At 70.2% G+C, this 21,053-nt stretch carries 19 protein-coding genes; 8 read left to right on the top strand and 11 right to left on the bottom strand.

Features of this window, described 5'->3' with window-relative positions:
- The 3 genes from OXQ95_RS18035 to OXQ95_RS18025 all read left to right on the top strand — a co-directional run.
- On the top strand, positions 1-310 hold a 310-nt coding region (locus OXQ95_RS18035), incomplete at its 5' end, for a transketolase C-terminal domain-containing protein (RefSeq protein WP_276589181.1).
- A complete protein-coding gene (locus OXQ95_RS18030; RefSeq protein WP_267382955.1) occupies positions 307-756 on the top strand; it encodes a DUF2141 domain-containing protein in 450 nt (149 codons plus the stop codon). The genes OXQ95_RS18035 and OXQ95_RS18030, both read left to right, overlap by 4 nt.
- A gap of 4 nt (positions 757-760) precedes the next feature.
- Positions 761-3,370 (top strand): MMPL family transporter, encoded by a 2,610-nt coding sequence (locus tag OXQ95_RS18025; protein WP_267382953.1) that lies wholly within the window; start codon positions 761-763, stop codon positions 3,368-3,370.
- A 121-nt stretch (positions 3,371-3,491) separates the two neighbouring features.
- Here the strand turns inward: OXQ95_RS18025 and OXQ95_RS18020 are convergent, their stop codons facing one another.
- A complete protein-coding gene (locus tag OXQ95_RS18020; RefSeq protein ID WP_267382950.1) occupies positions 3,492-4,511 on the bottom strand; it encodes a VacJ family lipoprotein in 1,020 nt (339 codons plus the stop codon).
- Positions 4,508-5,107: an ABC transporter substrate-binding protein gene (locus OXQ95_RS18015; protein ID WP_267382948.1), complete on the bottom strand. Its 600-nt coding sequence runs from the start codon at positions 5,105-5,107 to the stop codon at positions 4,508-4,510. Before OXQ95_RS18015 ends, OXQ95_RS18020 begins: the two co-directional genes overlap by 4 nt.
- A gap of 210 nt (positions 5,108-5,317) precedes the next feature.
- Here OXQ95_RS18015 and ispH point away from each other — a divergent pair, with 210 nt between their 5' ends.
- Entirely contained in the window at positions 5,318-6,295 is a 978-nt protein-coding gene (gene ispH / locus OXQ95_RS18010) for a 4-hydroxy-3-methylbut-2-enyl diphosphate reductase (protein ID WP_242098648.1), read from the top strand.
- A 10-nt stretch (positions 6,296-6,305) separates the two neighbouring features.
- The gene (hpnH, locus tag OXQ95_RS18005; RefSeq protein ID WP_267382946.1) at positions 6,306-7,451 is read left to right on the top strand and encodes an adenosyl-hopene transferase HpnH; all 1,146 of its coding nucleotides are present in this window, start codon (positions 6,306-6,308) and stop codon (positions 7,449-7,451) included.
- Positions 7,452-7,505: 54 nt separating this feature from the next.
- On the opposite strand, the gene OXQ95_RS18000 is transcribed toward hpnH, so the two are convergent.
- From OXQ95_RS18000 to OXQ95_RS17960, 9 genes are read right to left on the bottom strand one after another with little or no spacing between them, the layout of a single operon-like run.
- On the bottom strand, positions 7,506-8,171 hold the full coding sequence (locus tag OXQ95_RS18000) for a phosphorylase (protein WP_267382944.1): 666 nt from the start codon (positions 8,169-8,171) through the stop codon (positions 7,506-7,508).
- Positions 8,168-10,093 carry a squalene--hopene cyclase gene (gene shc / locus OXQ95_RS17995; RefSeq protein WP_267382942.1) on the bottom strand — a complete coding sequence of 642 codons (1,926 nt, stop codon included), beginning with the start codon at positions 10,091-10,093 and terminating at the stop codon, positions 8,168-8,170. The genes OXQ95_RS18000 and shc overlap by 4 nt, the downstream gene beginning before the upstream one ends.
- Positions 10,094-10,103: 10 nt before the next feature.
- The gene (gene hpnE, locus OXQ95_RS17990) at positions 10,104-11,357 is read right to left on the bottom strand and encodes a hydroxysqualene dehydroxylase HpnE (protein ID WP_267382939.1); all 1,254 of its coding nucleotides are present in this window, start codon (positions 11,355-11,357) and stop codon (positions 10,104-10,106) included.
- Entirely contained in the window at positions 11,354-12,193 is an 840-nt protein-coding gene (gene hpnD / locus OXQ95_RS17985; RefSeq protein ID WP_267382936.1) for a presqualene diphosphate synthase HpnD, read from the bottom strand. Before hpnD ends, hpnE begins: the two co-directional genes overlap by 4 nt.
- Entirely contained in the window at positions 12,190-13,032 is an 843-nt protein-coding gene (hpnC, locus tag OXQ95_RS17980) for a squalene synthase HpnC (RefSeq protein ID WP_267382934.1), read from the bottom strand. The genes hpnD and hpnC overlap by 4 nt, the downstream gene beginning before the upstream one ends.
- Positions 13,029-14,150 carry a glycosyltransferase gene (locus OXQ95_RS17975; RefSeq protein WP_267382931.1) on the bottom strand — a complete coding sequence of 374 codons (1,122 nt, stop codon included), beginning with the start codon at positions 14,148-14,150 and terminating at the stop codon, positions 13,029-13,031. The genes hpnC and OXQ95_RS17975 overlap by 4 nt, the downstream gene beginning before the upstream one ends.
- Positions 14,147-15,148 carry a hopanoid-associated sugar epimerase gene (hpnA, locus tag OXQ95_RS17970; protein WP_267382929.1) on the bottom strand — a complete coding sequence of 334 codons (1,002 nt, stop codon included), beginning with the start codon at positions 15,146-15,148 and terminating at the stop codon, positions 14,147-14,149. Before hpnA ends, OXQ95_RS17975 begins: the two co-directional genes overlap by 4 nt.
- Before the next feature lie 43 nt (positions 15,149-15,191).
- Positions 15,192-16,220 (bottom strand): LLM class flavin-dependent oxidoreductase, encoded by a 1,029-nt coding sequence (locus tag OXQ95_RS17965; protein WP_267382926.1) that lies wholly within the window; start codon positions 16,218-16,220, stop codon positions 15,192-15,194.
- A 31-nt stretch (positions 16,221-16,251) separates the two neighbouring features.
- Positions 16,252-17,910, bottom strand: coding sequence for an MFS transporter (locus tag OXQ95_RS17960; protein ID WP_267382923.1), 1,659 nt, complete (start codon positions 17,908-17,910; stop codon positions 16,252-16,254).
- 90 nt (positions 17,911-18,000) lie between these two features.
- On the opposite strand from OXQ95_RS17960, the gene OXQ95_RS17955 reads away from it, so the two are divergent.
- The 3 genes from OXQ95_RS17955 to OXQ95_RS17945 are packed head-to-tail and all read left to right on the top strand — an operon-like array spanning position 18,001 to position 20,859.
- Positions 18,001-18,258 (top strand): hypothetical protein, encoded by a 258-nt coding sequence (locus OXQ95_RS17955; RefSeq protein WP_267382921.1) that lies wholly within the window; start codon positions 18,001-18,003, stop codon positions 18,256-18,258.
- The gene (tcuC, locus tag OXQ95_RS17950; protein WP_267382957.1) at positions 18,255-19,526 is read left to right on the top strand and encodes a tricarballylate/proton symporter TcuC; all 1,272 of its coding nucleotides are present in this window, start codon (positions 18,255-18,257) and stop codon (positions 19,524-19,526) included. Before OXQ95_RS17955 ends, tcuC begins: the two co-directional genes overlap by 4 nt.
- A gap of 16 nt (positions 19,527-19,542) precedes the next feature.
- Positions 19,543-20,859 carry a carbohydrate porin gene (locus OXQ95_RS17945; RefSeq protein WP_267382919.1) on the top strand — a complete coding sequence of 439 codons (1,317 nt, stop codon included), beginning with the start codon at positions 19,543-19,545 and terminating at the stop codon, positions 20,857-20,859.
- Positions 20,860-21,053 lie beyond the last annotated feature (194 nt).

Here is a 21,053-nt window from a genome sequence, read left to right as displayed (position 1 = left end):
TCTGCGCTTCGCCAAGCCGCTGGACGTCGCGCTGATCCGCCGTCTGCTGACCAGCCACGAGGTGGCGCTGACGATCGAGGAGAATGCGGTGGGCGGCTTCGGCGCGCATGTGCTGACGCTCGCCTCGGACGAGGGGCTGATCGACGCCGGGCTGAAGCTCCGGACGCTGCGCCTGCCCGACGCCTTCCAGGACCAGGACGCCCCCGACAAGCAATATGCCCAGGCCGGCCTCGACGCCGACGCCATCGTCGCCACCGTCCTCAAGGCCCTGCGCCACAATTCGGGTGCGATGGCCGAGCAATCGGCGTGAAGGCGCTGATCGCGGTGGCGGCGCTGCTGGCGACCGCCGCGGCGCCCGCGCCCGAGGGCACGCTAACGGTGCGCGTCGGCAATGTCCGCAACGCGAACGGCCGCGTCCATGTCGATATCTGCCCCGAGGCGCGCTTCCTGAAGGACGGCTGCCCCTATAGCGGCGCGGCGCCGGCGGTGGCGGGAACGACTGTCGTGGTCGTCCACGGCGTGGCACCCGGCCGCTATGCCATCCAGGCCTATCACGACGAAAATCGCAACGACAAGGTCGATCGCAACTTCCTGGGGCTGCCTAAGGAAGGCGTCGGCTTTTCGAACGATGCGAAGATCGTGCTGTTTCCGCCGCGCGCCCCGCAATGGGCGGACGCGAAGTTCGACTTTGCCGGGCCGGCCCAGACGACCATGCTGAACCTGCGCTATTTCATCGGCGCGTCCGGGCCGGGCTGAGGCGATGCGGGCGTTTCTGTCCGGGCTCGTCCCGGCCGCGGTTTCCGCCAGCATCCGCCGCCCGTTGTGGACGCTGATCGCGGGCCTTGTCCTCCTCGCGCTGGCGGGGCTGTACGCGGCAGGCCATTTCGCGATGACCACCGATACCGATGCGCTGATCTCGCCCAAGGTCGAGTGGCGGCGGCAGGCGGCGGCGATGGACGCGGCCTTTCCGCAGCGCAGCGACGTGCTGGTGCTGGTGATCGACGGCCGCACGCCCGAGGTGGCGGAGGACGGCGCCGCGCGCCTCGCCGCCCAACTCGCGACCGATCCGGCGCATATCCGCCGCGTCCAGCGACCCGATGGCGGCGCGTTTTTTGCGCGCGAGGGGCTGTTGTTCGGCAGCGTCGCGTCGGTCCGCGCGGCCACTGCCGCGCTCGTCGCCGCACAGCCGCTGCTGGGGCCGCTTGCCGCCGATCCGACGCTCCACGGCGTCACCACCGCCTTCGGCAGCGTGCTCGACGGGGTGGAACGCGGCGACGCGACGCTCGACCGGGTCGACGCGCCGATGCGCGCGATGGCGGATGCGATCGACGCCCGGCGGGCGGGGCGCCCGGCGTTCTTCTCGTGGCAGAGGCTGTTCGCCGGTGGCGGCGGATCGCTCGCCGCGCCGACGCGGCGGCTGGTGCTGGTACAGCCGGTGCCCGATTTCGAATCGTTGCAGCCGGGCGAGCCGACGCGCGCGGCGATCGCGCGCGCGGCGTCATCGCTGGAACTCGACGCCGCGCACGGCGTCCGCGTGGCGCTCACGGGGGATCTCGCGCTGTCGGACGAGGAGTTCGGCACGCTCGCGGAGAATATCGGCTTCGTCGGCGCGGTGATGCTCGGGGCCATGCTGGTGACCTTGTGGTTCGCCACGCGGTCGCTGCGGCTCGTGGCGGCGATCCTGCTGACGATCGTCGTCGGGCTGGTCGTCACCACCGCGACCGGGCTGATGGCGGTGGGGCGGCTGAACCTCATCTCGGTCGCGTTCATCCCGCTGTTCGTCGGGCTGGGGGTCGATTTCGGCATCCAGATCGCGGTGCGCTTCAACGCCGAGCGCAATGACGGGCTCGCGGTGCCCGATGCGCTGCGGGCCGCGGGCGCCGCGCTCGGCGCGCCGCTGTTGCTGGCGGCGGGTGCGGTGTTCCTGGGCTTCGGCGCGTTCCTACCCACCGCCTATGTCGGGATCGCCGAACTGGGCGTGATCGCCGGGTTGGGCATGGTGATCGCGCTGGCGCTCGCGGTCACTTTGCTGCCCGCGCTGATCGTCCTGCTGCGGCCCGCGGCGCCCGTTCGGGAGGTGGGTTTCGCCGCGCTGGCGCCGGTGGACGCGTTTCTCGCGCGGCGACGGCGCGGCGTGCTATGGGCATTCGGCGTGTCGACCGCGGTGTCGATCGCGCTGTTGCCGTTAGTGACGTTCGATTTCAATCCACTGCATCTGCGCTCACCGGCCAGCCCGGCCATGCGCACGCTGGCCGACCTGACGCGCGATCCCGATCGCACGCCCAATACGATCGACGTGCTCGCCCCTGATCATACCGCCGCGCAGGCGATCGCCCGGCGGCTGGCGGCGCTGCCCGCGGTCGCGCGCGTGATCGATCTCGACAGCTTCGTGCCCGACGATCAGCCGCCCAAGCTGGCCGCGATCGAGGATGCCTCGACGCTGCTCGACCTGACGCTCAACCCGTTCGACCTGGCCCCGCCGGCGGACGACGGCGCGCTGGTGGCGGCGCTGAACACGACGGCGCTGCGCCTGCGTCGGGCGGCGGGGCAGGGCACCGGGCGGGGGGCGGTGGATGCGCGGCGGCTGGCCGAGGCGTTCGCGCGCACCGCTGCGGCGCCGCCGGCGACGCGCGCGGCGATCGACGCGATGCTGTCGCAGCCGCTGGCGGTGATGCTTGATTCGGTGCGCGCGTCGCTGCAGGCGCAGCCGGTGACGCGCGCGACGCTGCCCGCCGAGATCGTCCGCGACTGGGTGGCGCCGGATGGCCGCGAGCGCGTGCAGGCGAACCCGAGCGGCGATGCCAACGACAATGCCACCATCCACCGGTTCCGCGATGCCGTGCTGGCGGTGACGCCCGCCGCATCGGGACTGCCGGTCGCCACCCAGGCGGCGGCGTTCACCATTGCGGGCGCGTTCGTGCAGGCGGGGGCGATCGCGTTCCTGCTCGTCAGCCTGTTCCTGTGGCTGGTGCTGCGCGACCTGCGCGAGGTGCTGTTCACGCTCGCCCCGGTGATCCTGTCGATCTTTCTGACGCTCGGCACCTGCGTGGTGATCGGTCAGCCGATCAACTTCGCCAACATCATCGCCTTTCCGCTGCTGTTCGGCGTCGGCGTGGCGTTCCACATCTATTTCGTGATGGCCTGGCGCGGCGGCGCGACGAATCTGCTGCAATCGGCGCTGGCGCGTGCGGTGCTGTTCAGTGCGCTGGCGACGGGCACCGCGTTCGGCAGCCTGTGGCTATCCGACCATCCCGGCACCGCGAGCATGGGCAAGATCCTGATGATCTCGCTCGCCTGGACTTTGGTGTGTGCGCTGGTGTTCGAGCCCGCGCTACTGGGGCCCGTGCGGACGAAGCGTCAGCGTCGCTGATTTGTCCTTGCACCGTTCATGCTGAGCCTGTCGAAGCACGCCCGCTGCGACTGAGTCTTCGCGTCCGGAACAGGCCGTTCGACAAGCTCAGGGCGAACGGAGCGAGGGACGTCCTCAAACTCTATAGCTTGGGCGCCGCCGGGTCGGTCAGCGGATCGCTCAGTTCGGGCGCTCCCGATTCGAGCTTTGGTGAAGGCGGCGCTTGCGTGCTGGCGGGATCGGCGAGCGGGTCGCTCAATTGGGACGCGCCGGAGTCCGGTTTCGGCGGCGGGGTGTGCGTGCCGGCCGGGTCCGCCAGCGGCTCGCCCAATTCGGGGGCGGGCGGGGCCGCGGCAGTGCGCGTGCCCTTCAGATGCGCGATCTCGCCCGCGCGGTTCTGCAGATAGACCGAGCGCAGCGTGGCGTAGCGATCGACCGCACCCGCATTCAGCGCCTTCAGATCGTCATCGGCCTCGGCGCGGGTGTCGAGGCCCGTCGTGACCCCCTTGACCACTTGATAGTCGATCCGGTCGAACGGTTCGCCGATCGCGATCGGCAGGATCAGCCCGTCGCCCTGGCCGCCGAGGAAATCGCGCAGCGTCGTCGGCCCGAACAGCGGCAGGAAGAAATAGGGGCCGGGCTTCACGCCATAGAAGCCGAGCGTGTCGGCAAAGCCGTTCGGCCGGTGTGGCAGGCGCACGCCCGGCGATTTGGCGAGATCGACGGTGCCGGCAAGGCCCAGCGTGGTGTTCACGGCGAAGCGCCCCAGCGTCTCGATCGCCTTGCCAGGTTTGCGCTGCAGCAGGAAGTTGAGCGCGATCACCGGCTCGCCCAGATTGCTGAAGAAGTTGCGCAGCGCGGTGCGCAGCGGCCTCGGCAGGATGTGCGTGTAGCCGATCGCGGCGGGGCGGAAGACCGCGCGGTCGAACCGCTCATGCCCGCGGAACACGCGGCGGTTGAGCCGTTCGAGCGGATCTCCCGGCGCATGGCGGGCCGCGGCGGCGGGTGTGGCCGCGGGCTCGGGATCGGGCGCCACGGTCGCGGCGGCGGGCAGGGGGGGCGGCGCCGGGTTCTCCACCCGAATCACGGGCGACGTTCCGGCCGGCACGCCCATCGATGCCGCGGCGACCAGCCCCGCGACCGGGGCGAGCGCCAGGATCAACCGCCGACCTTCGCCGACAGGTCGTTCAGATGCGCCACCAGCGCCTTGGCGCCGCCGCTCGCCAGCACGCTCGCGAAGTCAGCGCGACGGGTGGCGAGCTGGCTGATCGCATTGCGGTAGAATACGTCGATGATCCGCCAACCCTGGCCGCCGTCGCGCAACCGATAGGAAAGCGAGACCGGGCCCGATTTGCTCGACAGCGTGGTCTTGACCAGCCGGTCGCCGCCGCGCGCCTCGACCTTCGGGTCGATCGTGAAGCTCTGGCCCGAATAGCCGTCGAAGTTGCTCGCATATTGCGCCAGCGTCAGCCGGCGCACCGCGGCCACCAGGGCGACCTGGTCGGCGGGCGCGATCCCCGTCCACGCGCTGCCGATCGCCAGCCGGGTCGTCAGCGGCAGGTCGAAGCTGCGGTCCACCACCGGCGCGATCTGCGCGATGCGACCGCGCATGCCGGCGGCCTTACCCGCCTTCATGATGGCCAGCAGACCGTCGTCGAGCGCCTTGACCGGCGCGGCCGCGGGATCGGTCGCCTGGGCCAGCGCCGGGGCGGCCACGAGCGCGAACGGGGCGGCGAGCAGAACGAGCGAGGATCGCATGGAAAACGGCTCCTGATACGGGATGGCCGGCCGCTTACTCTCCTCGCCGGGGCAGGTCCAGCGTGGGGCCTAGCGGCGCTTGGGTGCGCCCATGAAAATCTTTCGACTTTCGTCGCTGCCTTGAAAAGAGTAATCGCACTGCAACATGGGCGGACGCTGCCCGACCCGCCCAGCCCCGACCCGCCCAGCCACGGAGACATGGTGAACGCCATCCAGACCAGCGAGCAGGAGCCTCTCAAGGTGATCCTGGCCCAGCCGCGCGGTTTCTGCGCGGGCGTGGTCCGCGCGATCGACATCGTGGAGCGTGCGCTCGAACGCTATTCGGCGCCCGTCTATGTGCGCCACGAGATCGTCCACAATCGCCACGTCGTCGACAAGCTGAAGCGCAAGGGCGCGATCTTCGTCGAGGATCTGACCGAGATCCCGGCCGGCGCGATGACGATCTTCAGCGCGCACGGCGTGGCGCGCAGCGTGCAGGAAGAGGCCAAACTGCGCGAGCTGCCCACGCTCGACGCCACCTGTCCGCTCGTCACCAAGGTGCATGTGCAGGGCCGCCGCTATGCGAAGTCCGGCCGCACGCTGGTGCTGATCGGGCATGAGGGCCATGCCGAGGTGATCGGCACGATGGGCCAGATCGATGCGCCGATGCACCTCGTCTCCACGCCTGCGGACGTCGCCGCGCTGCCGATCGCGACGACCACGCCGATCGCCTATGTCACGCAGACGACATTGTCGGTGGACGACACGCGCACCGTGATCGAGGCGCTGGAGACGCGGTTCGACGACGTGATGGGCCCCGACGTGTCGGAGATCTGCTATGCCACGCAGAACCGGCAGAGCGCGGTGCGCGATCTGGCGCGAGTCTCCGATCTCCTGATCGTGGTGGGTTCGCAGACCAGCTCCAATTCGAGTCGCCTGCGCGAGATCGGCGTCGAGATGGGCGTGCCGAGCTATCTGATCGACGATGGCGAGGGGCTCGATCCGGCGTGGCTGGACGGAGTCGCCGCGGTTGGCATCACCGCCGGCGCCTCGGCACCCGACGAGCTGGTCGACAGCGTCATCGCCGCGCTTCGCCGGCTGCGCCCGGTCACGGTGTCGCAGCTCGACGGCGTCGAGGAAAACATCGAATTCAGCCTGCCCCCCGAGCTGCGCGACCGCAAGGCTCCCGTCGCCGCTGCGGCGCAATAGGAACACCGCCATGAGCCTTCCCCTTTCGCAGCTCGCGCGTATCGGCGCCTATACGCTCAAACAGCATATCAAGGGCGGCAAATATCCGCTGGTGCTGATGCTGGAGCCGCTGCTGCGCTGCAATCTGGCATGCCCCGGCTGCGGCAAGATCGACTATCCGGATGCCATCCTCAACCAGCGCCTGTCGGTGCAGCAATGCATGGACGCGATCGACGATTGCGGTGCGCCCGCCGTCTCGATCGCCGGCGGCGAGCCGCTGCTGCACCGCGACATGCCCAAGATCGTCGAGGGCTATATCGCAAAGAAGAAGTTCGTAATCCTGTGCACGAACGCGCTGCTGATGAAGAAGAAGATCGACCAATATACGCCGTCGAACTATTTCACCTGGTCGATCCACCTCGATGGCGACAAGGGCATGCACGACCATGCCGTCGATCAGGACGGCACCTATGACGCCGCGCACGAGGCGATCCTGCTGGCCAAGGCCAAGGGTTTCCGCGTTCAGGTGAACTGCACCGTGTTCGATGGTGCCGACCCGGCGCGGCTCGCAAGCTTCTTCGACGAGATGGAGCGGCTGGGCGTCGAGATCACGATCTCGCCCGGCTATTCCTACGAGCGCGCCGCCGATCAGGAGCATTTCCTGACGCGCGAACGCACCAAGAATTTCTTCCGCGACGTGTTCAAGCGCGGCGACGGCGGCAAGGCGTGGACCTTCACCAATTCGCCGCTGTTCCTCGATTTCCTGGCCGGCAACCAGACCTATGAATGCACGCCCTGGTCGATGCCGCTGCGCACCGTCTTCGGCTGGCAGAAGCCCTGCTATCTCGTCGGCGAAGGCTATGTGGAGAGCTTCGCCGAGCTGATGGAGGGCACGGATTGGGATCAGTACGGCGTCGGGCGGTACGAGAAATGCTCGAACTGCATGGTCCATTGCGGGTTCGAGGGCACCGCAGCGACCGATTCGATCCGCCATCCGCTCAAGATGTTCGCCATCGGTCGCAAGGGCGTGCGGACCGAAGGACCGATGGCGCCCGACATCGACCTGTCGCACGCACGGCCCGCCGCGGACGTCCATTCGAGCCATGTCGAGCAGGAACTGGCCCGGATCAAGGCGGCCGATCCCGAGGGCTTCAAGCGGACCCAGCGCGCCGCCTGAGGGCCGCGGGCGCTACCCGGTCAGGCGCAACCTTCGCCAACTTCGGCGGTGCGTCTAACCCGGAAGCGCCATGCGCGGGCCGATCCGGACCACGCCGCGCTTCAGTTCGCGCATCGCCTTGGCGAAGCCCGCGCTGGTGCGGGCGATGTCGGCGATCTGGCCGGGGCGCGCCGCCACTGACCGCAGCATCGCCTTGCCGTCCACCCCGCCATCGGGCCGCATGCTGACGGTGATCGCATGCGGCAGCAGGTGGCGCGCGCCGTCCGACACGCAGCGCACGATCGCGAACGGCAGTCCGCGCGCCTCAGCCACCGCGGCCGCGACATGGCTTTCCATATCGACCGCAAGCGCGCCGTGGCGTTCCCCCAACGCCAGCTTTTCCGAAATCATGTCGATCATCCGCCCATCGGCATAGAAGCCGCCGATCCGCGCGCCGGGCAGGGCCGCAGCGAGCGCGTGAGTCCACGCGGGATCGCAGGCGAGCTCGGTTGCGCCCCACAATCGGTCCGCCACCACCCAATCGCCGATCGCCAGCCCGTCGGCCAGCGCGCCCGTCATTCCGAAGCTGACGATCCCCGCAGCGCCGGCGGCGGCCGCCTCGATCCGGCCGCGCAGCCCCACGGGATCGCCACCGCCCGCGACCGCCACGATCCCGGCGAGCGGCGCCACGCACGCCACTTCGCGGTTGAACCCGGTCGCGACGACGACATGGCCGCTCACATGCCATACTCCACGACGCGCGCATTGGCGCGCTTCAGATTGCGGTAGCGCGCCATCGCCCAGAGCGGGAAATATTTGGGATAGCCGTGATAGCGCAGGTAGAAGACGCGCGGGAAACCGCCGCCGGTATAATGTTCCTGTCCCCATAGGCCGTCCGCAGCCTGATGCGCCTGCAGCCAGCCGATGCCGCGCGCCACCGCCTCGTCATCCACCCCGCCCGCCGCCATCAGCGCGAGCAGCGCCCAGGCGGTTTGCGATGCGGTCGAGGGGGCGGGGCGATAGCCGGCGTAATCGAGCGCATAGCTCTCGCAATCCTCGCCCCAGCCGCCATCCGGGTTCTGGATCGCCTTGAGCCATGCGGCGGCGTTCGCCACCATCGGGTCCGCGTCGGTCATACCGGCGGCGTTCAGCGCGCAGAGCACCGACCAGGTGCCGTAGATATAATTGACGCCCCAGCGCCCGAACCAACTGCCGTCCGTCATCTGCTCGCGCGCCAGATAGCCCAGCGCCGCCTTCATCCTCGGCGAATCGCGCTCGCCCATCTGCGCCAGCATCGAGACGCAGCGCGCGGTGACGTCGGCGGTAGGCGGGTCGAGCAGCGCGCCGTGATCGGCAAAGGGCAGGTTGTTCAGATAATCGTGCGTGTTGTCCGCATCGAACGCGCCCCAGCCGCCGTTGCGCGATTGCAGACCGACCGTCCATTCCACCCCGCGTTCGATCGCCACATCGTTCGCCGGCCCGATGCGGCCGCGGCCGCGGTCCATCGCCATCACCACGACGGCGGTGTCGTCCAGATCGGGATAGTGGTCGTTCGCATATTGGAACGCCCAGCCGCCGGGGCGCACGTCGGGGCGGACATCCGCCCAGTCGCCCTTCACGTCCAGCACCTGGCGCGGGCGGAGCCAATCGAGCGCCGCGTCCGCACGATCGGTTTCGCCCGCCTCCATCATCGCGTGCGCGGCAAGTGCGGTGTCCCACACCGGAGAGACGCAGGGCTGGCAATAGGCCTCGTCCTCGCCGACGACGAGCAGCCGTTCGAGCGACTCGCGCGCCGTCGCCCGGTGCGGATGATCGGCGGGGTAGCCGAGGCAGTCGAACATCATCACGCTGTTCGCCATCGCCGGATAGATCGCCCCCAGCCCGTCGACGCCGTTCAGCCGCTCCACGACGAACGCCACGCACGCGTCGATCGCCCGCTGGCGCAAGCGCCTGGGCCAGAGCCGGTAGCCGCGTTTCAGCGCGCGATCGAGCGCGGTGAAGCCCAGTGTCCATAGCGGCGTGGTGTCCGCCTTGCTCGCGGGCTCAACCGCGTCGCCGGTATAGAGTTCGTCCACCAGGATGCCGCGGGCGTTGCGCGCCTTGGGCTTCAGCGCGGCCAGAACGAGCAGCGGCACGACGACGGTGCGCGCCCAATAGGACATCCGGGCCAGCGTGATCGGAAACCAGCGCGGCGCCAGGATCAGTTCGGGCGGCATCGTCGGAACCGTTTCCCACGGCCCCGCGCCGAACAGCGCGAGCTGGATGCGCGTGAACACGTTCGCCGCCGCGGCGCCCCCCGCCGCCAGGATCGCGCCGCGCGCCGCGGCCATGTGCGGCGCATCCGCGGGATCGCCGATCATCTTCAGCGCATAATAGGCCTTCACGCTGGCACTGACGTCGAACGCGCCGGCATGGAACAGCGACCAGCCCTGATGTTCGGCGGACTGAAGCCGCCGCAGATAGCGGCCGATCTTGGCCTCGAGCCCCGCATCCACCGGCTCGCCGAGATAATGGCGCAGCAGGATATATTCGGCCGGGATGGTGGCGTCCGCCTCGAGTTCGAACACCCAATGGCCGTCGTCCTGCTGCGCGGCGGCCAGTGCGGCGGCGGCGCGGTCCACCGCCTGATCGATCGCGGGGAGGGAGGTAAGCGTTCCGTGCATCACGCAAGCGTTACAGCGATGCGCACGTCATCGCCAGCGCCGCCGCGGTTTCGCCCGACCGGATCGCGCCCTCGATCGTCGACGGCAGGCCCGTGCGGGTCCAGTCGCCCGCCAGGAACAGGTTGCGCCAGCGTGTGCGGGCCGGCGGGCGCAACGCATCCTGCTCCGGCGTCGCGGCGAAGGTGGCGCGCTTTTCCTTCACCACCTGCCAGCGCGGCATCGGCGCGTCGATCCCGAGCGCGGCGCCGATATCGGCCCAGAAGGCGCGGGCCAGATCCTCGCGGTCGCGGTCCACCAGATGGTCGGCCGCGCTGACCGTTACCGACAGCCGATCGGGAAAGGCGAACACCCATTCCGCGGTGCCGCCAAGCAGCCCCAGCATCGTCGATGCACCGACGGGGGCCGGAAAGGCGAAATGGCCATTGACGATCGCGCGGTGTTCGGTCGGCACGGTCAAGCCGGGCACGAGGTCCGCCGCGACCCAGGCGGGAAGCGCCAGCACCACCGCCGTGTCGGCCGCGACCGGTTCGGGCCCGTCGCCCCAGTCGAGCGCGACGACCCGGTCGTTCTCGAACGCCAGCGCGCGAAGCCGACGCCCGAGCGTCACGGGCGCGCCTTGGTCGGCAAGCCAGGCGATCGCGGGATCGACGAAGGCGGCGGCGAGCGTGGGTTCGGCGATCCGCGGGCGCATCGCCCGGCCGCCCTTCGCCACGGTCTCGCGCAGCACCGCACCGGCCAGCGCCGCCGAACTCTCCGCGGGCGCGGTGTTGAGGGCTGCGAGCAGCACGGGCTCGAGCAGCTTCGTCCACACCGGCCCCGCCGTCGGGATTCGCGAATCGATCCGCACGTCGCCGCCCTGCAACAGGCGCGCGAGCGGCAGATAGTCGGCGATGCGGCTGCCCGGCACGCGGCGGCGCTTCGCCCCGATCCACCAGGGCAGCGGCCCATCGTTGATCCGCACCGTCCAGCGCTCGCCGGTCCCGAGATGGCAGAAGGCGTAATCGGCATGGGGCGGTCCCGCGAGCGGCGCCGCCGCACCGATCGTGGACCGGAACCGCGCAACGGCGGGATTGCCGGAGAGGACGAGATGATTGCCATTGTCGATCGTCAGCCCGAGCTGGCGATCGTGATAGGATCGGCAACGCCCGCCGGCCTGCGCGGCCGAATCGCGCACGTCCACCGCCACGCCGGCCTTGGCTAGAACGACTGCCGCCGACAATCCGGCGAGCCCCGCACCCGCCACCGTCGCGCGCGCGAAACTCACCGGGCGAGGCTCAGCCGCAGCACCGTCCAGAGCAGCCCTACCTTCGACACGCGGATGCGCGCGCGCGGCGGTTTCCAGCCGACCGCCTCCATGCGGTCGAGCACCTTGCCATAGGCCGCCGCCATCAGCCGCGGCGCGATCAGGTTGCCGCGCGGCCGCTTGGCCAGGATCGCGCGGGCCTGCGCATAATGGCCGCGGGCTTCGGCGGCGAGCGCCCGCGCGGTGGCGTCGATGCGGGGATCGGCGACGACGCGTTCGGGCGTGGTGAGCGCGATTCCCGCGCCTTCCAGCAATTCGGCGGGCAGATAGACGCGACCGATCGCGGCATCTTCGTCGATGTCGCGCAGGATGTTGGTCAACTGAAGCGCCCGGCCGAGATGCCAGGCGAGCGCGATGCCCGGCGCCTCGTCCATGCCGAAGATCCGCACCGACAGCCGCCCGACGGCGGAGGCCACCCGGTCGCAATAGAGATCGAGCTCCGCCATCGTCGGCCAGCGCACGTCGCCGGCGACATCGGTGGCCATGCCGTCGATCACCGCATGGAAATCGGCGCGATCGAGATGGAAGCGGCGCACCGCCTCCGCGACGATGGCGGCCTGCCCGGCGGGGCCGCCGGCGTAGAGCGAATCGATGTCGGCGCGCCATGCGTCGAGCGCGGCGGCGCGGCCGGCGCGGTCGCCCTGCTGGTCGTCGGCGATATCGTCCACCGCGCGGCAAAAGGCATAGACCGCGTACATCGCTTCGCGCCGCGCCTTGGGCAGCACGCGCATGCCCGCATAGAAGGAACTGCCCGCGACCTGCGCCTGGAGCGCGCCGGGAGTCGCCTTGGGATTCATGCACGCATCCTCGCGAAGACTTGGCCGACGAGCGCGCCCGCGGCGAGCGCCGCGCCCTCATAGGGGCGATGATGGACGCGCTGGCTGAGCGGATCGCGCGTCAGCAGCCGGTGCGTCAGGCTTTCGGCGAGACGCTGGATGATCGCGACCTCGGCGGCGAGCCGGCGGTCGCGAATCTGGCCGGCGAACCCCGCGCTCTGGCGCAGCAGATCCTGCGTGCGCCGCGCGCAGGCGACGATCGTGGCGCGAAGCGCGGGGGACGCCGCCGGGGCACCCAGATCCTCGATGCGCCCCCCCCCGGCCGCCAGCATGTCGAGCGGGATGTAGACGCGGCCGATCGCGGCATAGTCCTTCGCGCAATCCTGCAGATGGTTGATGATCTGCAGCGCGGCGCACAAGGCGTCGGAGGCCGGCCAGGTCGCGCGGCTCTCGCCGTGCACGTCGAGCACATAGCGGCCGACCGGCATCGCCGAGACTCGGCAATAGCCGATGAGTGCGTTCCAGTCGGCATAGCGATCCACGCTCACATCCCGCACGAACGCGTCGAGCAGATCCTGTGCATGCGCTGGGTCGATCCCGCGCTCGGCCATCACCGTGCCGAGCGCGAGCGCCGCCGGATCGTGGCCTTCGCCCGACAGCCCGCGGCGCATCTCGGCCAGGAGCCCGAGCTTTTCGGCCGGCGCTGCGACGGGATTGTCGGCCACGTCGTCGGCGGCGCGGGCGAAGCGGTAGAAGGCCATGATCGGCGCGCGCGCGGCGGGCTTCAGCAGCACGCTGGCCACCGGGAAATTCTCCTGGCGATGGTCCTTGCCGGACGCGAGCGTGGACGCCTCCCTCACGGGCGGCCGACCGGCGCGTGTGTCCGACCCTTCCACATGCCGCCGCGTCCCCGCTCGTGCGCCCAGGCCGAACGCAGCGTGCATCCGGCGTAGAAGGCAGCGATGCCGGGAAGTGCCGGCCCCCACAAGGGCGACGCGCGGTAGAAGCGCAGCATCGGCTGGAACGCCATCGCCATCAGCGCCCAGGCGATCAGGCCCAGCGCCTGCGCCGGGCCACGCGCGAACAGCGCGAGCAGCGGCGGCACGGCATAGACGATGGCAAGACCGACGATCGTGCCCGCCAGCTTCACGCGGCTATGGCCGAGCTGCGTATAGGCCGAGCGCGCGATCATCGCCGCGATCGACTCCACATCGTCATAGGGGCGGATGCTGCGCGAACGATCGGTGAGGCCAAGCCAGATCGGACCCTGCCGCTTCATCAGCGCGCCGAACGCGCAATCGTCGATCAGCGCACCGCGGATCGCGGCGATGCCGCCGGCGCGCTCCAGCGCATCGCGCCGCACCAGCATGCACCCGCCCGCCGCCGCGCCGGGCCCGCGCCCGTTCACCCGCGCGAACGGGTAGAGCATCTGGAAGAAGAACACGAAGGCGGGGATCAGCGCGCGTTCGGCCAGCGTCTCGCAGCGCAGCTTCGCCATCAGCGACACCAAAGCGAGCTTGCGCGATTCGGCGCGGGCGACGAGGCTGCGCAGCGTATCGGGCGCATGCGCGATATCGGCGTCGGTCAGCCAGAGATAGCGCGGGGTGCCCGCGTCCGCGATCCCCTGCGACACGGCCCATAGCTTGCCCGTCCAGCCCGCGGGCAAGGGCGCGCCGGCGATCGTCGTCAGCGCCGCGCCGCCTTGCGCGGCGGCGACGGCGGCGGTGCCGTCGGTGCTGCCGTCGTCGACCAGCACGATCCGGAACGCGCCGGGGTAATCCTGCGCGGCGAGGCTGGCGATCGCCGGCCCGATCACCGCCGCCTCGTCGCGTGCGGGAACCACCGCCACGACATCGGGCCACACGCCGGGCGCGGGCGGGGGGAGGACGGTGTCGCGCTCGCGCGCGCGCCAGAAGCCGCCATGGCCGAACACCAGCAGCAGCCAGATCAGCAGCGACAGCGAACCGAGCGCGATCACCGGATCATCCCCGCGTCCGCGAACCAGGCGATCGCCGCGCGCAGCGCCTCGGCATAGGGACGGTGCGTATAGCCGAGTTCGCGCTCGGCCTTGGCGGAGCTGTAGAACATCCGGTGCTTCGCCATGCGCAGCCCGTCCATCGTCAGGAACGGCTCCTTGCCCGTCACGCGCGCCAGCGCCTCGTTCGCCCAGGCGAGCGGGAAGAGCGGTCCGCGCGGCAGCCGCACCGTCGGCGGCTTGCGCCCGCGGATCGCGGCGATCGTGGCCAGCATGTCGCCCAGCGCGACGTCCTCGCCGCCCAGCACATAGCGTTCGCCGATCCGGCCGCGCTCCAGCGCAAGCAGGTGGCCGCGTGCGACATCGTCGACATGGACGAGGTTCAGCCCGCTGTCGACGAAGGCGGGCATGCGGCCGTTCGCCGCCTCGACGATGATCCGCCCCGTGGGCGTCGGCCGCACGTCGCGCGGGCCGATTGGGGTGGAGGGATTGACGATCACTGCGGGCAGCCCGTCGCGGACCATCGCCTCGACCAGCCGCTCGGCGACCACCTTGCTGCGCTTGTACGCGCCGACGACGTTCGTCTCGGTGGCGGGGCGGGTCTCGTCGGCGGCGCCGTCGGCAGCGGGGAGGAGCGTCGCGACGCTGCTGGTGTGGACGATCCGCGCGACGCCTGCCGCGTGTGCCGCCGCCATCACCACGCGCGTGCCCTCGCGGTTGTTACGGACGATCTCTTCGGGATCGCGTGCCCAGAGCCGGTAATCGGCGGCGACGTGGATCAGCGCCGACGCGCCCGCCATCGCCGCGGCCACGGCGCCGGGATCGCGGATGTCGCCTTCGACGATCTCGCCGCGGAAGTTGGCCAAATTGGCACGCACGCTCGTGGCACGGACCAGGGCGCGGACCGGGCGGCCGGCGTCGGCGAGCGCGTGCGCGACCGCCGAGCCGACAAAGCCCGACACCCCCGTCACCAGCACCGTACCCTTTGCGTGTTCCTGCATCGCCGCGGCTATAGCGTGCTGGCGGCCGAGGAAAAGGCCGGCTTCAGCCGAGCATCTCGCGCACCAGCGGGATCACGCGCGTCCCATAGAGTTCGATACAGCGCATCAAGCGCGAATGGGGCAGTGGACCTGCACTATATTTGAGCTGGAAGCGCGACAGGCCGAGCGTCTTCACCGTCGCCGCGATCTTGCGCGCGACCGTTTCGGGCGAGCCGATATAGAGCGATCCGCGATCCGCTTCGTGATCGAACTGCGCGCGCTGCATCGGCGGCCAGCCGCGCTCCTTGCCGATGCGGCCGTGCATCGTGCGGTAATCGGGCCAGAATTCCTCGCGCGCCTGCGCATCGGTATCGGCCACATAGCCCGGCGAATGAACGCCGATCGGCTGCACCGGCCGCTTCGCCTCGGCAAAGGCGCGGTGGTAGAGATCGACGAACGGCCGGAACCGCGCGGGCTCGCCGCCGATGATCGCGAGCAGCATCGGCAGATCGTAGCGCGCGGCGCGCACCACCGATTCGGGGCTGCCGCCGACGCCGATCCAGGTCTTCAGCAGGCCCTGCTCCACCGGCGGCACGACGCGCTGGTCCGCCAGCGGCGGCCGGATCGACCCCCGCCACGTGACCGGCCGCCCCTGGCGGATATGGGCGAAGAGATCGAGCTTCTCGCTGAACAGCCGCTCGTAATCCTTCAGGTCGAAGCCGAAGAGCGGAAAGGATTCGGTGAACGATCCGCGCCCCAGGATCACCTCGGCGCGCCCGCCGCTCGCCGCGTCGAGCGTCGCGAAGCGCTGGAAGACGCGGATCGGATCGTCCGAGCTGAGCACCGTGACCGCCGAGCCCAGCGCGATCCGGCGCGTCTGCCCGGCGATCGCGGCCAGCAGGATCTCGGGCGCGGACACCGCGAAATCCTCGCGGTGATGCTCGCCCACGCCGAAGAAATCGACGCTCACCGCGTCCGCCAGCACGCCTTGCGCGATCACGTCGCGGATCACCTGCGCATAGGAGACGGCCGCGCCGGCCGCGTCCGCGGTGACGTCGCCGAAGGTGTCGAGGCCGAAGCTCAGTTCCGTCATCATCCGTTCCTTTCGTGTCCGCCCGGCCCGTTCAGCTCGACCGTGTGGGGTCGGTCATCGGATCCGCCAGCTCGCGCGGGCCGGGCGCGGGTGCGGTCGGCAGCGATCCCGTCTGGCGCTCGATCATCCGGTGAACCCGGGGCGATTCGCCACGGTTCAGCGCGGCAAGCGCCTCGCCATTGGCGGCATCGGCCTGGGTCCGGCGCTGATTGTGGCGGACATAGTCGAGCCAGGTGGGAAGCTGATAGCGCTCGATCCAGAGCTCGGGATCGGCAAGATCGCGCATCAGATGCCATTGGCGCGCCCCGTCGCGGCGGCGGATCCGGCCGCGCTCCTCCATCACGCCCAGGAAATGGACCACATCCTCCTCGGCGATGCGGTAGTCGATCGCGATGATGACGGGGCCGCTGCGGGGCTCGATCGGCACCGCGGTCTGCGGCTCGGTCCAGCGCGCGAGCGGATCGAGGTTGAGATCCTGCACCTGCGGCAGCGCCAGCCGAAAGCCGAGCAGCCCGCCGGCAAGCTGGAACGCGGCGGCGGCGAGCAGCGCGTCGCCCACGCCGTGATGTTCGGCGATCAGCCCGAACACCCAGCTGCCCACCGCCATCCCGCCGAACGCGGCCATCTGGTAGAGCGCCAGCGCACGGGCGACGACCCAGCGCGGCGAGGCGAGCTGCACCGTGACGTTGAAGGTGGAGAGCGCGAGCACCCAGCCGCCGCCCGCCAGCATCAGCGCGGCCACCGTCAGCGGCAGCATCGTGCTGAGCCCCGTGACCGCCGCGCCGGTCGCCAGCGCCAGCGTGGCGACGCGGACGATCCATTCGGTGGTAAGCGTCCGCCGCAGCCGCCCGCTGAGCAGCGCGCCGCCCACCGCGCCGATCCCGAACGCGCCGAGCAGCACGCCATAGGTGAGGGGGCCGCCCGCCATCCGGGTGCGCGCGACGAGCGGCATCAGCGCGGGGATCGCGCTGGCGGCGACGCCGAACAGGCCGGCGCGCAGCAGCACGATGCGGATATTGGGCGAGGCCGCGACATAGCGCAGCCCCGCGCCCATCGCGACGCCCAGCCGTTCGCGCGGCAGCAGCCGCGGCGCACGATCGGGATGCCAGCGCGCCAGCACCGCGATCAGCCCCAGGTAACTCACCGCATTCGTCAGGAACGCCGCGGCCGCGCCCGCCGCGGCGACGATCGCGCCGCCGATCGCCGGCCCCAGGCTGCGCGCGATGTTGAACCCCATCGAATTGAGCGCGATCGCACCGGGCAGCGCGGCGCGCGGCACCATGTCGCCGACCGAGGCCTGCCAGGCGGGCCCGTTCATCGCGGTGCCGCAGCCGATCAGGAAGGTGAAGCCGAGCAGCCACCAGGGCGTGAGGATCCCCGCCCACGCGAATCCGGCGAGCACCACCGACACGACGAGCATGAAGCTTTGCGCCCACAGCATCACCAGCCGCCGATCGAGATTGTCCGCCACCGCGCCGGCCCAGAGCGACAGCAGCATGATCGGCAGCGTGGTCGATGCCTGCACCAGCGCCACGAGTTGCGGCGAGGAGGCGAGCGACGTCATCATCCACGACGCGCCGACCGACTGGATCAGCCCGCCGAAATTCGACGCCATGCTGGACAGCCAGATCGCGCGGAACACGGGGATGGCGAGCGGGGCGGGCGGCCGATCGGCGGTGGGGACGGGCATCGCCGCCGCTTGCGCTCCATGGGCGAGCTTGCCAACCCTTTCCGCCACGTTATGCCGCCCGCGCAGGTCAGGGGGGTAGGGAGCAGGCCGATGATCGACCGGATCGACCATTTCGCACGGAGGGCGCGATCGCTGGAGGCGACGGGCAATTCCGGCAGCGACCGGATCGCGGCGAGCGTCGACGAAGAGGGCGTGTGGAGCGCGGCCGTCTTCCACTCCTGCTTCCACGGCGAAGGCCGGGGCCCAGGGGGGAAGGCCTTCGTAACGAAGCGCGGCGCATCGTCGCGCAGGTCTCCCGACCGGGCCCCGGCCTTCGCCGGGGAAGCAGGAGCAGGGGCTTGGCGATGACGGCACGCGCGCCCGACGCATCCCATCCCCACGGCTTCGCCGACATCGTCCGCGTCGCCAGCGGCAATTTCCTCGAAATGTATGATTTCATGGTGTTCGGCTATTTCGCCGCCGCCATCGGCCAGGCCTATTTTCCGGCGGGCGACGCGTTCGGCACATTGCTCAAATCGCTGGCAACGTTCGGTGCCGGTTTCCTGATGCGGCCGCTGGGCGCGATCATGCTCGGCGCGTTCACCGATCGTCACGGGCGGCGCGAGGGGCTGCTGCTCACGCTGTCGCTGATGTGCCTCGGCATCGTGACGCTCGCGGTGACGCCGGCCTATGCGACGATCGGCGTGCTCGCCCCCGTGTTCGTGCTGTTCGGGCGGTTGCTCCAGGGTTTTTCCGCCGGCGCCGAACTCGGCAACGTGTCGGTCTATCTGGCCGAGATCGCGCCGCCGGGGCGCAAGGGCTTCTACGTGTCGTGGCAATCCGCCTCGCAACAGGTGGCGGTGATCGTCGCCGCGCTCGTCGGCGTGGCGCTCACCGGCGTGCTGACCCCCGCGCAACTCGCCGCCTGGGGCTGGCGGGTGCCGCTGCTGCTCGGCTGCGCGGTGGTGCCCTTCGTCTTCCTGCTGCGGCGGCATCTGCGCGAGTCGGCGGATTTCGCGGCGCGGACCGACCATCCGGATCTGCGCCGGATCGCCGCGGCGCTCTGGACGGCGCGGGGGCGCGTGCTGGCCGGGATGGCGCTGGTGCTGATGACGACGGTCAGCTTCTATATAATTACGGCCTACACCCCCACTTTCGGCACGTTGCTTCATCTGCCCGAGCGCGCCAATCTGTGGGTCACGGCTGGGGTGGGCGCGTCCAACCTGATCTGGCTGCCGCTGATGGGCGCCGCGTCCGACCGGATCGGGCGCAAGCCGATCCTGATCGCGTGCACGATGCTCGCGATCCTCACCGCCTATCCGGCGATGGCGTGGCTGGCGGCGGGGCCGAGCGTGGCCAGGCTGATCGCGGTCGAGCTGTGGCTGTCCGCGCTCTACGCCAGCTACAATTCGGCGATGGTGGTGTATCTGACCGAGATCGTGCCGCCTGCGGTGCGCGCTTCGGGTTTCAGCCTGGCCTATAGCCTCGCCACCGCGATCGGCGGGTTCACACCTTATATTGTCACACTTGCGATCCATGCCACGGGCAATCTCGCCATGCCCGGCGTGTGGCTGACGCTCGCGGCGGCGATCAGCCTCACGGCGACGCTGCTGACGGAACGGAAGCCTGTGATATGATCGGACGGCCCCTTTCATGATCGAACGGATTGCGTTGATGCTGGCGCTCGGCGCGGCGGCGTCGGCCGCCTCGGCGCAGGACGCGAGCCCCGCGGAGGGATCGCCGATCGCGGTGCACGGTCAGGCCACCTTCGTCGTGCAGGCGACGCCCGGCTTCGCCTCGCCCTATACGGGGCCGCAGAGTCTGACGCCCGATCAGGCCAGGGAGACGTTCGACGCCACCGCCTTTGTCGGCCTGCGGCCGGCCGCGGGCACCGAGATCTGGGCGAATCCGGAAATCGACCAAGGCTTCGGCCTGTCGAACACGCTGGGCGTGGCCGGCTTCCCCAGCGCGGAGGCGTATAAGGTCGGCAAGTCGGCGCCCTATCTGCGCTTGCAGCGGCTGTTCGTGCGGGAGACGATCGATCTGGGCGGGGCGGCCGAGCCGGTGGCGGGCGTCGGAGACCAGTTCGCCGGCACGCGCACCGCGAACCGTATCGTGCTGACGGTCGGCAAGTTCGGCGTCGGCGACGTGTTCGACACCAACAGTTATGCGCATGATCCGCGCAGCGATTTCCTCAACTGGTCGATCGTCGACGCCGGCTCGTTCGATTATGCCGCGGACGCCTGGGGCTATAGCTACGGCGTCGTGGGCGAATGGTACGCCGGCACGTGGACGCTGCGGCTCGGCGGGTTCAACCTGTCCAGGGTGCCGAACGGCGAGACGCTGGAAACCGGCTTCGGCCAATATCAGGTGGATGCGGAGCTGGAGCGGCGCTTCGCCATCGCCGGGCGTGCGGGCGCGGCGCGGCTCACCGTGTTTCGCAACCGGGGGCGGTTCAGCCGGTTCGACGATGCGGTGGCGCTGGCGGCGGCGACCGGACAGCCGATCGATCCCGCACTCACCCGGCGGCGGATGACGCGGATGGGCGTGCACGCCAATCTCGAACAGCCGGTAACCGATACGCTCGGCCTGTTCGCGCGCGCGGGCGTCGCCGACGGCGCGATCGAGCCCTATGACTTCACCGATATCGACCGCACGATCGCGGTGGGCGGCCAGTGGCGCGGCAAAGGCTGGGGCCGCGCGGCGGACCGGATCGGTCTGGCGATCGTGGCCAACGGCATCTCCGACGCGCATCGGCGCTATCTCGCCGCGGGGGGCCTGGGCGTTCTGATCGGCGACGGCCGGCTCGTGAATGCGGGCGCGGAGGGGATCGTCGAGACCTATTACGACTTGGCCGCCGCGAAGGGCATCGACGTCACGCTCGATTACCAGTTCGTCGATCACCCCGGTTACAACCGCGATCGCGGGCCGGCCAACGTCTTCGCGCTGCGCCTCCACGGCGGCTTCTAGGCTGGGACCGCGCCGCGTTTGGCGAGCGGTTCCGCAAAAAAAGTGAATCATGTGACGATTTCGCTTGCCGAATCGGGGAGCCCCACCTAAATCCCCTTTCACCGCAGCGGCGGGCCACACGGTCCGCTTCTACGGTCACCAAAAATCTGGCGCTGGAAACGCCCTCCGAAAAGAGGGTAGGTTCAAGCGTCCGA

This window comes from Sphingomonas sp. GC_Shp_6, assembly GCF_026540835.1.
In the GTDB taxonomy this organism is placed as follows: Bacteria; Pseudomonadota; Alphaproteobacteria; order Sphingomonadales; family Sphingomonadaceae; genus Sphingomonas.
Note: the sequence above shows the minus strand (reverse complement) of the source record. Positions and strands in the feature narration are given on the sequence as shown.